General features: G+C 45.3%; 5 protein-coding genes. 3 read left to right on the top strand and 2 right to left on the bottom strand.

What is annotated here, in order from left to right; all coding sequences use genetic code 11:
• Positions 1 to 13 precede the first annotated feature (13 nt).
• Positions 14 to 1,291, top strand: coding sequence for a formylglycine-generating enzyme family protein (locus tag BMX50_RS27880; protein WP_244281120.1), 1,278 nt, complete (start codon positions 14 to 16; stop codon positions 1,289 to 1,291).
• A gap of 765 nt (positions 1,292 to 2,056) precedes the next feature.
• Here BMX50_RS27880 and BMX50_RS27875 read toward each other — a convergent pair.
• A complete protein-coding gene (locus tag BMX50_RS27875) occupies positions 2,057 to 2,788 on the bottom strand; it encodes a GntR family transcriptional regulator (protein WP_091218397.1) in 732 nt (243 codons plus the stop codon).
• Between the two features lie 319 nt (positions 2,789 to 3,107).
• On the opposite strand from BMX50_RS27875, the gene BMX50_RS27870 reads away from it, so the two are divergent.
• Both BMX50_RS27870 and BMX50_RS27865 read left to right on the top strand, forming a co-directional pair.
• A complete protein-coding gene (locus tag BMX50_RS27870) occupies positions 3,108 to 4,409 on the top strand; it encodes a glucosidase family protein (RefSeq protein ID WP_091218757.1) in 1,302 nt (433 codons plus the stop codon).
• Positions 4,410 to 4,576: 167 nt separating this feature from the next.
• Positions 4,577 to 5,959 (top strand): right-handed parallel beta-helix repeat-containing protein, encoded by a 1,383-nt coding sequence (locus tag BMX50_RS27865; RefSeq protein WP_091218395.1) that lies wholly within the window; start codon positions 4,577 to 4,579, stop codon positions 5,957 to 5,959.
• Positions 5,960 to 6,079: 120 nt separating this feature from the next.
• Here the strand turns inward: BMX50_RS27865 and BMX50_RS27860 are convergent, their stop codons facing one another.
• Entirely contained in the window at positions 6,080 to 13,249 is a 7,170-nt protein-coding gene (locus tag BMX50_RS27860) for a cellulose binding domain-containing protein (protein WP_091218391.1), read from the bottom strand.
• Positions 13,250 to 13,401 lie beyond the last annotated feature (152 nt).

Below are 13,401 nucleotides of genomic sequence, written 5' to 3'. Positions count from 1 at the left end.
AAGTTTGAACTTGATGAAGATTAAGCTTACACATATTACCGGAATTTCGTTACTGACAATATCTGCTATATTTTTAGCACCATTTGTTTTTCAAAGCTGTAGCAGTTCGGGTAATAAGGATAATAGCAGCTCTGATAGTACAAGTTCAAGGCCTGCCGCTGCTTCAACAGCAGGTTTTAAAATTAAAGCTGCCATCTCCTGTACCAAAAACGGGATGATCAGGGAAGATAGTATTTTATATATGCATCAGGGAGGCGAAGCATTTAAGCCTACTGTAATTAACGTGCTTAACGCAGCAGCGGCAGGTAAAACAAACACGGATATGGCCTGGATTCCTGGTGGTACTTTTAGTATGGGAGGCGTTAACCCAACCGGCATAACCGATGGCGGCATGGAAGCTATGGACGACGCGAGGCCTGTTCACCGGGTATTTGTTGATGGTTTTTATATGGATAAAACCGAGGTAACCAACGCCCAGTTTGCCAAATTTGTAAAGGCCACCGGCTATGTAACCGTGGCCGAGCAGAAACCTACGGCAGAAGAATTTCCGGGCGTGCCGGCCGAAGACCTCGTTGCCGGATCTGTTGTTTTTACCCCGCCGAATCATCAAGTGCAGTTAAATGATATTTCGCAATGGTGGTCGTACCAGAAAGGGGCCGACTGGAAACACCCTCTTGGGCCGGAATCTGATTTAAGAGGCAAAGAAAATTACCCGGTTGTACAGGTAGCCTGGGAGGATGCAGCCGCTTATGCCAAATGGGCCGGTAAACGCCTGCCTACAGAGGCCGAATGGGAATTTGCTGCAAGAGGAGGTAAAGCCGGTGAGTTGTATCCCTGGGGTAACCAATTGAAACAGGACGGCCATTGGATGGCCAACACATTCCAGGGCTCTTTTCCCAACCATGATAATGCCGAAGATGGAGAAACTGGTCTTGGCCCGGTAAAAAAATATCCCGCTAATGCCTATGGCTTATATGATATGGCCGGCAATGCCTGGGAATGGTGTGCCGACTGGTACCGTAATGATTATTATAATAGTTTTAATCCTAATACTGTAGCGCGCAATCCCGGTGGCCCATCCAGCTCTTTTGATCCGCAGGAACCTGGGCAAAAAAAGAAGGTTCAAAGAGGCGGCTCGTTCTTGTGTACTGATCAATACTGTACACGCTACATGGTAGGCTCAAGAGGTAAGGGCGAATATCGCTCGGCAACAAACCACGTTGGGTTTCGGTGTGTGCAGGATGCTAAGCCTGGTAATAACTCAGCACAAGTTGCGCAAAAAGCACTTTGATATTAAGAAGCTGTTTGAAAATATATTAAAGCCGTCATTGCGAGGTACGAAGCAATCCCCAAGAGGCAGATCCGCTAAGCAAATCCGCCCTGTACAGTCAGGGATTGCTTCGTACCTCGCAATGACGTGGGTTCCATTTAATCGTTTTTAAACAGCTTCTCAGAGGTAATTAAGCAAAATTTGATAGTTATCTGATGGCTTTCGGCATTAAGCCTTTTGCGTTTAGCTTTCAAAAAGGGTATAAAAAAAAGAAGCACTCCTGATGGGCAGGAATGCGTTCTAACCAATTATAAACCTAAATTATGAGAAGAGCTGTAAACCCGGGGTCGAACCGGTGGCGCTGCCTGTCAGCTATTTACATGGTGCAACAAATATACGTGTAATTACTACATTTATTGTCATCTTAATATGGAAATTTTACTTTTATTGGTATTTTTTTATAAATGGCAATTAGTTAATAGATAATTGGCAACGAATTGCAATATTTTTAAAAGCAACGGTTTTTATATAAAATATAATACAGCTCTAACGTATCTCTCGTTTGCTTAGTATGGGAGTGCTGTTAAATTTAAAAAATCGTTAGGATGACAATGTCGTTAAGTTCGGGAAATCATCCGGATGCTACCGTATACTACATCTTATTAAACATTTTGCTTAAACAAAAGTAGTTGTCTAATGCCATGTTTTTCCCTTGCCTGCTGGTTCGATGACATTTTTATTAAATGAAAACTTGTTGGTACAAAGTAGTTATACAGGCATTCAGGTTTAAGTCCTGCGGCTTTCAACGGTGTATACGAAGCTTTCGGCTTTGTAATAACCAAGGTTATATTCCATTGGGCGTTCCCCCTGGTCATAAACAAACCTTTTTCTGAATAATACAGGGCTGCCGGCTTCAATTTCAAGCTTTCCGGCTATGAATTTATTGGCTTCAAGGGCGCTGATCTCCTCTTTAGACAGGTTGGCTATGGTCGAATATTCGTCCTCTAACATTTCGTAAAGCGGGCGTTTAAAATCTTCCTCACCGGTAAGTCCTATCCGTGGGTGAAAATAAGATATGAAATAAACAAAGGGACTATCGCTGCTGCCCCTGAGCCTTTCCATTTTTACAATTTTTTTATCTGTGCCAATATCAAAAAAGCTGGCGGTACTTTCATCCGGGAATACCCAGCTTACGTGCAATTCGTAATTTTTTACGTTAATGCCCCTCGCTTTCATTTCCTGCGAAAAGCTAAGCCAGTTCATTGATTTTGAACTGATCCTGGAGTTGGCAACTTTAGTACCAAAACCCTTTTTGCGGATCAGCAGTTCTTCATAAACCAGCTTATTGATAGCCTGGCGCAGCGTTGTGCGTGATATGGCCAGTTTTTTAGCCAGCTCAACCTCATTTGGCAGTAATTTACCTGCCTGGTAAGCAGGATCTTTGATCAGCTCGCGCAGCAGTTGTTCGGCCTGTATATGCAGGGGGATAGGGCTTTTGTGGTCGATAGCTAATTTCATAGTGGCTTTACTAACCTTGATGAGAGATAAGTGCCGGTAAAGATAACAAAAAGCTTAATTATGTATTTACATAGTTTAAGCAAGTGTTTATATTTTGCTATGTATAATATAACAGCTTGTATGGTATATTAAGTGTACAATCGCTTATTTTAATTTATCGATTACTTAAACTCAGGGCGTTGGAGCATAAATGTTAGTACAAATGCCGTTTAATTGTTTTAATTTGATAAGTGCTCATGATTATCCTTTGGCACAAGCCGCAAGTGGCTGTGATGATAATCAGTTAATTACTTATAAATTTGCCCGTTTACCGCCTTTTATGAACCTGTTAAAAACGTTACTCTTTTCAATAGCACTTACTATTCCCGGTATCCTGTTGGCCCAAAGTCCTGCATCTCAAAAGGAACTGGCAAGACAGATCATGACCGACAGCCGTTTGGATACTGTTGAAGCACGCGCGCTGCGTTTGCTAACCGGTTTTACCGCAGGCACGTCATACGGCGAAATCTGGATCCGTGATTTTAATACTTTTATAGCTGGTTCATTGCGTGCACGCAGCAAGGAAGAAGTAAAAGATAAGCTGTTGCTGTTTTTTAAAATCCAGGGTAAGGATGGTAATATACCTGATGGCGCTATCCATACCGATCAGGCTCACGTTGGCTATCAGTACTTATATTCTGAGCTGGCACCCGGTTGGGCTATTCATAAAAATACGGTTGAAACCGACCAGGAGTCGTCATTGATCCAGGCAGTAAAAAAATATATCGATATCACCGGCGACAAAAGTATTTTGACGGATACCATAGGCGGCCGAACCGTAATGCAGCGTATGGAAGATGCGATGAACTACATCCTGAAAAATCGCTGGTCGGTTAAGTATGGTTTGGTTACCGGCGCCACCACAGTTGATTGGGGCGATGTGCAAACCCAGCATGGCTGGGGCGTGGTTATTAACGATAAAACAAAATGGGCAATAGATATTTATGATAATGCCATGTTTTTAATGGCGATACATGATTTTTTGGCGATGAGGCCCGCCGGTTACAAAGCATCACGATATTGGGGAGATATAGCCATTGGAATGAAAATCAGGGTCCGCAATCATTTATGGGATGCAAAAGCCGGCAAGTATATACCGCATATCTACCTTGATGGCTCGCCATTTTCGCCCTTATTTAATGAAAAGCAGATCCTTTATTTTGGCGGTACCATATGTGCTATAAAAGCCGGTCTGAATACTCCAAAAGAAATCGTCGATATCAACAACCAGTTTTTGAAAGCCGTATCGCGTGAAAAGTATGCCACTATTGGCCTTACAGTTTATCCTCCCTATCCTCTTGAAGAATTTCCGAATATGCCGCCCTTCACCTACCAAAATGGTGGCGACTGGACATGGTTTGGCGGCAGGATGATAACTCCGTTAATTGAAAATAATATGGTAAGTGAAGCCTGCACTGAACTAAGCCCGATGATTGACCGCGTGCTGAAGAATAAGGGTTTCTTTGAATGGTACGATGTTAAAACAGGCGAACCAAAAGGTTCGGGAGATTTCAGGGGAGAAGCCGGTGTGCTTTATGAAGCTATAACCAGCCTGCGCAATTGGGCTTTAAAGCGGATGTAATAAGGTGTTTTTAAAGAGCTGCCTGATGTTATAACTTGTCGGTGTAACCTAACCGGCAACAATAATTAAAAGTATAACGTATAACAATTGGTTCTGCGCAGTGAGGACAAGTTGGCTATAAATACCTTTTAATTTAACATAGATAGAAACGCTTTATAATTTCATAGATGGGAAAAAACAATTACTTAATACGTGTGATAGCCGGTGTGCTGGTTATATCAGGTTTCGCAAGATGTTCAAAGAGCGTAAACAAAATTGAAAAACCTGCAGCTCCTATTCCGGAACAGGTTAACCCGGAGCAAAGTTTGGCAACAACAGCAGTTACCAACTACACGTATACAGTTAAAACTACTGAATGGATGGTTGACGGGACAAAGATCCCGGCAGGGGCTAAAATATATATCCCGGCAGGTAAAAGGGGCTCTTTATTGCTTAAAAACTTAAAAGGAACGGCCGCTGCCCCCATTATAATTGTTAACCAGGGCGGCAGGGTGTCTTTTACAACAGAAACTACAGCTTCATATGCGTTTAAGACTCAAAATTGCCAGTATTTTAAGGTACTTGGTAATGGGGTATCAACAATAAAATACGGGTTTGATGTAAATGGCGGCAACATCGGCATGACCATGGATGACCTGAGTACTGATTTTGAAATTGCAGCTGTTGAAGTGCGTAACAGCGGTTTTGCAGGCATCATGGCTAAAACAGATCCAACATGTGATGCTGCAACTCAGCGGGGACGATTTGTCATGAAAAATGTTTTGATTCATGATAACTATGTTCACAAAACAGGTGGAGAAGGGCTTTATATAGGTAATTCATTTTATGAGGATGGTGTTTCTACTTCCTGCGGTACCGTTTTACCTCACGATGTGGTAAATGCTAAGATTTATAAAAACCTTGTTGATTCAACCGGTTCTGAAGGGATCCAGGTTGGAAGTGCTACTTCAGGCTGTGAAATTTATAACAATGTAGTTAAAAACCCCGGCAGAAGTCCATTCTCTGCTTACCAGGATAACGGGATACAAATAGGGGAAGGTACCGGTGGTAAGTGTTATAATAACCTGGTTAAAAATGCCCCCGGCGATGGTATTATTGTTCTTGGACTTGGTGACAATTTGGTGTTCAATAATTACATTATCAATTCAAAATCATACGGCATTTTTGCCGATTCGAGGTATACGCCCGGAAAGAATTTTCAGTTTATCAACAATACCATCATTGGTTCGGTATTGGGGGGAATAAAGCTAAACTCTGAAACCATCCCGATGAATACCGTTATTAATAACGTAATGATCCAGTCTGCATCGGTACAATCAATAATCAGAAAAAGCACCGGTGTTAAACTTACCGCTTCAAATAACTATGTAAGCACAGATGTAAATACCTGCAAGTTTGTAAATTACGGAGGGGATAATTTTCATCTGCAAGCATCATCGCCACTTATTAACAAAGGAGCCAACGTTTTATCTTACGGCGTAAAATCTGATTATTACGGTACTGCTCGTCCTTCGGGGGCAGCGTTTGATATTGGTGCTACCGAGTATTAATTTATTTTGCCTTCAGGTAAGAAACGAGATACCGTAATAAGTAAAAAGGGACGACAATATTGCCGTCCCTTTTTTATGTCCCAAAGTTTTCGCTTTATGCCTTAGGCTTTTAGCTTAAAACTATGGACTTACAATCATGCGCAATGGCGCCAGATTGTTGATCTGCACAAAGTAAACTCCGGTCATGTATGATCGGGTTAACTGGACGCCGAGGCTACCGCCAAAACCCCGGTACTTGCCGCTTTGCATAACCTTGCCAAAATTATCCCGGATAACAAGGGTGATGTCTTTTTGATCAAGATCAGGCGTTAATTTAATGTTGAAACTGCGTGAAGCCACCGGATTTGGGTAGATAACATTATTCTGCACCGTACCGATAGGTGCATTATTATCCTGTACAATACCGGTTTTTGAGCCAATGTTTGAAGCCAGCGAGTTGTTGCTAAGCAGGGAAGGCTCAGTTCCGTAAATCAGTTGATCTTTATAATAAACGGTAATATGACTGTTAAGCGCCATGGCAGCTTTGGCTGCATAGGAATAATCATTTGCTTCGTTAAATGCCGACCAATCAGTTTTATTGACCTGGTATTGAATGTTACCTGTATTGCTTAGCGGATAAAGAGACCCGGCTGAAGGATCGATGGTTAGTTCGAGATAGGTATCCGCACCGTTTAAGGCAGGGCTTAAAGTCGCGAACCGGTTGATGATTTTACTATTGCCCAGTTTGGCGTAGCCTACAGAAAAGTTTAGCCCGGCAGTGCCTTCGCGGCTAAACCAGTAACGTACGGACAGATCGCTGTAATTGACAGGTACGTTGCCGGTATTGTTAAGCACCAGGTATGTACTGATTGCGTTTCCGGTAGTGCCCTGGTTTTGATTTTGATAAGATACAGTAAATGCCGGGGCAGCTGCTACTGCAGTTGGTTCGGTTCCATAAATCAATTGTCCGTTGCGGTAAAGGGTGATATGACTGTTGGCTGCGTAGTTTCCAGTGTATGGCAGGTATGAATAATCATCAGTCTCCGAAAAGTTCGACCAATCCTGGTTAGCGAACCTTGATTGAATAACCCCCGAATTACTGCCTGCACTGAGTTGGCCATTGGTCAGGAAACCATATTCAATATAGCCCAAAGCACCTGTATGAGGGTCGGGTAGCTGAACATATTTCATGGTAACATTGCTGTTCCCCATTTGGGCATAATCAATCCATGAATTGATGCCTGAATAGTTTTCGGCAGTAAACCAGTACCTCATGGTAAGTTCGTTAAAGTTAACGGCTACCGAATCCTGGTTAACAATTTTCAAAAATGGTTTGATCACATTGTTTGCCGGTTGGTTGTTGTCCCCGTCAGATGATTGTACCTGGATATTATACGGCAATACATTGAAGGTTTTGCTCAAAGCTGTGGTGTCAAACCGGGCATTGCCTCCCTGCTGTGCTGTGATAGCACTGCTGCCAGATCCTACAATATGTAATTTGTTATTGATGATTGTAGCTACGCTCTGGTTTGAGCTGGTGTAAACAACCGGAAGCCCCGAAGTTGATGACGCGTTTAGGCTAACATCAGCATCGCCGGGCCTGCTTAAAGGCAGGGCCGCAAAGCTGATACTTTGGCTTAGTTTATTAACGGTTAAGGTTTGTGTAACCGCCGGCGCAGGAAGGTAGCTGGCATTGCCATCCTGTGAAGCGGTGATTACGGCAATACCAGAGCCCACAATGTGCAACTTTCCGCCCGCTATCTGAGCTACAGTACTGTCGGAGCTGCTATAGCTTATTGCGAGACCAGAGCTCGCCGTTGCCCCGGCTACAAAGTCACTGTCGGCAACTGTTTTTGCGGGGATGGCATTAAATGTGATGGTTTGTGCTTTTTTGCTAACGGTAAGGCTTTGATTGATAGGGGTAGCTGCTTTAAAGCTGCTATTGCCCGGCTGGGACGCAGTGATGGTTGCTGTTCCAGCCGCCTTAATGTGGACGGCACCGCTGATCACACTAGCAACAGTGGTATCAGAACTGTTATAAGAAACTGCCAAACCAGATGAAGCTGTTGCCGGAGGGACAAAATCTGCATCACCAAAAGTTTTTCCGTCGATGGAGGCGAAGGTTATTATTTGATCGCCCAGTACATCGGCTGCTATTTCGGTGCTGCTTAATGCCCTGCCATAGATCTTGAAATTGTCGATAGAACCCTTGAACATCGGATCGGCAAACTGCGATTTGCCCAGGTAGTTTTGTGTGGTGCTCCCCAGTGCCGATGGTTTGATGGTGATGTTTGTCGAACTGGCAACCGATGTGCCGTTTATATAAAGTGTAGTGGTATTGCCAGCTCGTGTTACTGCCAGGTAGGTCCATGTATTGAGCGGGAAGGTATAATTGTAGTTGATGTTCTGTTCGGCAGCCGAGCCGTTTTTAGTAGCGTAGCGAATGGTTGACTGGCCATTAGTTACCGCCGCCTGTACGGTAAGGAACATGTATTGGGTAGTGCTCGAACCAAAGTCAAAAACACGCATCCAGGTACTTATGGCATCCATCCGTACCCAGGCGGATATGGTAAAATCATTAAGAGTACCGAAAATACCGGCAGGCAGCGTTGCATAAGCATTTGCCGAACCATCAAGCAGCAGTGATTTGCCGTATTTGCCTGTGCCCCGGTTTGCTGTTGCCGCAAGTACGGCATGGTTGGCACCCCACGCATCAATGCCCCTGGTTCCGCTTGCTTCATCAAATTGATAGAAATCACGTTGCCCTGTATTGGGTTTAGCAACTACTTCTGTGCTTTTTGCTCCTTCGCCGGTACTATCTGCCGGAGCTATCACATAAAAATAGGTTGTGCCATTGCTTACATTACTGTCGGTAAAGGCAAGGTTGTTTACTGAGCCAAGGGTGGTATATGGCCCTCCGGAAGTTGCTGAACGTTTAACGTTATAACTGTACCCCGGGAGTGATTTCCATTCAAGAATGTTTTTAGCATCTCCGGCAGCTACTATCAATGAGTTTACAGCACTGCCAAGCACTGTAAGTGCAAGTGTGGAAGTTGCTGTTGTGCTGCCGTTGCCTGCCGTCAGGCTAACATTAAAAGTACCTGACTGGGTTGGCGTTCCTGAAATTTTGCCTGATAAAGAGTCAATTTGCAGTCCCGCTGGTAACCCACTGGCCGAAAAATGGTTGGGCGATTTAATCCCGGTTACGGTATAAGTCATTGGTTTTCCTATGAGCGTGGTATCTGTTGGTGCGCTGGTGATAATTACAGGCAGTGGCCTGTCGTCCAGGAGCACAACATCATTGCCGGTGCCGCCTTTATAGCTGATGCGAAGTGTGAAATTACCAACGGTTACCGGGGCAAGTTCGGGCAAGCCTTTAAAAGTACCGGCTATCGCAGCGCTTCCTGTATTGTCGATAATAGTAAACGATGCTCCCTGGGCGAGGCTGGTCGAGTCGATAGCCGTGATCTGCAATTTGGGTTGGTTCACCAAATTAACTACACTTGTGCTCACTTTATCACTGGTTGCCGAACTTGTGCTTAATTCTACTTTATAGGTAGCATCCGCATTCATAGTAAGGCTGCCTACTTTTAACGTGCCTATGGCCAGGTTACCGGGAGCCAGTGCAGCGCCTGTACCTGTGCCTGTACCAATTATAGCTGTCGAGCTACTTTGCCCCGCACCACCGAATGTGCCTGCCGAAGCAATTACCGGACTTGTAAATGTGCCGCTGTTAGGATCGTTATTAAGTAAATAAGTTCCGTTTTTGATGGTTGTTGTACCCGAATAAGCCTGGTTACCGGAAAATATCAAAACAGCTGTACCAACTTTTTCAACATTCATAGTCCCCGTCATTGTTCCACCGTAATTGGTTGATATATTCAAAGCACCAATACTGATAGTTGGATTGCCGCCGCCATCTGTACGGATAGCGCCCCTGCCGCTTAACGAGCCAAAACTGATGGTGCCGGTAGGGAACATAATTCCCTGGCAGTCGTTACCATTGGCATCAAGGTTCCAGGATGCATTTGCACTACCTGATTGTGGTACCTCGAAGCGGGTACGAGAGTTACCACTGCGCAGTTTGGAAACAAAGTATCCTGTAAAGCTGCTGTTATCAGCAAACAAGTGCAACCCGGCATATACGTTACCATCCTGAATAATTGTTCCGCTTCCCGTAAGTCGGCCATAAAGGTTTAAAGCGTAGCTGGTTTGGTAAAAATAACTGGTTTTTCCGGCCGCAATTTCAATATCATTGTATAAGGTAGCATCAGCATTCACCGAAAAAAGCGCGCCGCCGTTCATTGTTATTTTCCCTGTACCAAGAGGGCCTGAGGTAGGGGCAGAGGGCGCTCCTGTACTTGTTCCTGATATTTCCATGCCATAAACCGGCGGCCAGCTTTGCCCGTTTCCGTTGAGCGTAGTACCGCCGGAGTAAGTATTATTGCCCCCCACGTAAGCAAACCCAATACCGTTTTTGAGCAGGCTGCCTGTACCTGTTATTTGTCCGGTTAAAGCTACTGTCCCGTTTACGCCGGGGGTATTTACATTGAGTAATGTATCCAGTGTTACCGGCATACTTAGGGTTTGATATGCCGTACTGTTATTAACCAGGTCGTTCCGCAAATGTATTGCAGCGCCGCCTATCGAATAATTATTGGCGCCTGCATTAAACTGGATCCTGGAAGCCACGAGGTTTGCGATATCGTTGGTCAGTACGGTGTCTGCACTTGTCTGAAAAGTAATAATGGCCGGATTAACCGGTGTTGCGTTTTCCTGCCAGTTGCTGGCCAGGGTAAGCAAGCCGGACTCAGGCTGCTGGCTCCAGGTTGATGTACTTGAGCCAGGAACACCAAATGATTCGGCCGAATTAGCGCTTTCTTTGGTTTGGCCCAAAGCCGAAACCACATAATAATACGGGCTGCCGTTGCTTACATTCACATCCGCATACGTTGTAGTTGAAACATTGGCTACAGTAGTATAGGGGCCTCCGCTTATTGTAGCGCGTTTTACATTATAAGTAGCAGCCCCTGTTGCTGCATTCCAGCTCAGGTCAATTTCATGGTTTTTACTAACAGCAACGGGCTGCGAAGGTGCTGCGGGCGGCACAGATGAAAAAATAACATTTGAGTTTCCGCTTTCCAATGTTCCGGCAAGTGCGGTAACAACATAATAATTGTTTACCTCGGGTACCGGACTGGCATCAATATATGATGTTGTAGTTATACCCGACTGTATAGTGGTAAACGGCCCGGTAGACGACAACGACCGTTTTACCGAATAACTGGTAGCATTGGCCGAAGCTACCCAGGTAAGATTAATTTGTGTAGCGTTAACAACCGATGCTGCAGCCGAAGTTGGGGCTGCCGGTGTTTGATTATTAACCACATTTAGCATCAGTGTTGCCGTACCGGTACCGCTGGCATTGGTTGCAGATATAGTAATTTCGCTTTGCCCTAACGTTGTAGGTGTGCCCGAGATGACGCCGGTAGCCGCATTAAGGCTAAGCCCCGATGGCAAACCGCTTGCGCTATAGGAAGACGGATTAGCACTGGCAATGATGTTATAACTGAAAGCCGCGCCAATGGTAGCTGTGGCTGTGGTAGCACTGGTAATCTCCGGAGACCCGGCAGGTGCGGATTGGCTATAGCCCACATTACTGAATGTAGCGGTATTCAGTGCCGAGTTATTGCTGGAAAGGGTATAAAATCCGGCATATAAATCAGTTGGGAAACCTGTTGCAGAATACCAGCAACCGAGACCGGTCCAACTAATGCCATCCTGTGAATGATATGTAAATATGCGGGTGCCTACACGCTCAATTTTTAACCACCAGGGAGCTTTGGGTTGCCAGTGGTTTCCGGCACCGCCTGTGGCTTTAAGGAAAATATCATAAAAAGCTGAACCCGGCGCCAGGGACTGGCGCAACATGACACCGCAACCACCGCTATTTAACGACATGTTCTCAACTTTCACCACAAGACCGGCATCACCGCTGATTTTCTTAAAATTGAAACTGAAAGCATTGCTGGTAGAAGTTCCGGCGCCTTGAAGTGTCCAGATTCCGTTATTGTAGGAGGCACTGCCTGCCAGTCCGGGATTACCGATATCTACATTGGTAAGATTGCTCACCGGTTGCACATGATCGGCAGGGTAATATACCTGGGGCAACTTAACCGCGGTAGATGTATCTGATGATTTCAGGTATAAGAAATTGCCGCCGGCCGCAGCGTAATTGGCGGAGCCAGTCTGCATTAATGCGGCCCTCATCCTGTCGGTATTAGGGGTAGGTATTCCCTTACGCACATTGTAGGCGCTGTAAATAAGATTAGTCATATCGCCGGCCCTTGCTCCGGGCTGAATCCCCCAACTGGTCCAGTAACTTGCATACCCTCCCAACGGGATGAAGGTCATCGTGGCGCCGTCAAAGGCGTATTTATGATACAGCTCACCGATAGCTAATACGCGGTTATCCAACTCGGCAAACATATCTACCCCTTGCTTGTAGGCAACTTCTGCGCCCCAGGCCAGTGCTGCTGCCTGAACCCGCCAATGGTCGTCGCGGCCCGAATCGCCTACCTCGCCACCGGGTAGTGAATTGCGCATACCTCCACCGGCATCCATCCGGTACACTTCCACCGCCTGGTTAAACCGGGTGGCATCATCACAAAAAACAGATGCGGCAAGGGCTATTTTTAACTGAAGCGCCCCTTTGTTTGCGTCGCGCAGGGGGCTGGGTACCCATGACGTCGGGAATAAAACGTTGGCAAAATAATTTTTTACATGTTGTGTGTTGGCTGCTGTCCAACCGGGAAAAGTAGAACGAAGAATTTCGGCACCTACACCCCAATATTGTGCATAATCGCCAATATCCAGCATAGATTCTCCGCCACCCCATGTAGTATTGGTTACTGCCCATGCATCAAGCAGGTTAGTAGCTTTGCGGGCATAAGTAGAATCGCCTGTGAACCACCACATCCAGGCCAGGTTGTGAACAGCCTGCATGTCGTCAATCCAGGCGCTGTTGTTTAGGTTGGGTGCCCTCGTAACTGTTGCAAAGGGCCCCTTTTGCCCGTAGCTTAATTGTGAATGCGAGTCATTTTTAAATGCATTATAACCGGATAGCCATGGCTCGCGGCTAATGTTCGCTTTCAATTGATTCAAATCGGCCTGGTTAAAGGCCAGACCGGGGTGAACAAAAGTTTGGGCGCGGACACCCATCGTCACAAATATTGATAGGGAAAACAACAGCAGCCTTATCCGCCGGTGCGTACCTGTCAAATAATTACAAAGCGTAAAAAGTTTTTTCATGGTTTAATTGTTTAGGTGTACATGTATACTGCTGTTCCGGTAGGTTTGGAAATTTTACCAGGACGAGGAACAAAACAGTTTTATAATCGGACACACCAAAGACAATGACTACCATAAAGGATACTCACAGGTATGAGGTTTTTTTGAAGTTT

The sequence above is a fragment of the Mucilaginibacter gossypiicola genome, from assembly GCF_900110105.1.
GTDB lineage: Bacteria > Bacteroidota > Bacteroidia > Sphingobacteriales > Sphingobacteriaceae > Mucilaginibacter > Mucilaginibacter gossypiicola.
Note: the sequence above shows the minus strand (reverse complement) of the source record. Positions and strands in the feature narration are given on the sequence as shown.

What these genes read in the sequence shown, in the direction of transcription:
- BMX50_RS27880 (WP_244281120.1), top strand. Translation starts at nt 14, where the DNA reads ATGAAGATTAAGCTTACACATATTACCGGAATTTCGTTACTGACAATA.
- BMX50_RS27875 (WP_091218397.1), bottom strand. Translation starts at nt 2,788, where the DNA reads ATGAAATTAGCTATCGACCACAAAAGCCCTATCCCCCTGCATATACAG.
- BMX50_RS27870 (WP_091218757.1), top strand. Translation starts at nt 3,108, where the DNA reads ATGAACCTGTTAAAAACGTTACTCTTTTCAATAGCACTTACTATTCCC.
- BMX50_RS27865 (WP_091218395.1), top strand. Translation starts at nt 4,577, where the DNA reads ATGGGAAAAAACAATTACTTAATACGTGTGATAGCCGGTGTGCTGGTT.
- BMX50_RS27860 (WP_091218391.1), bottom strand. Translation starts at nt 13,249, where the DNA reads ATGAAAAAACTTTTTACGCTTTGTAATTATTTGACAGGTACGCACCGG.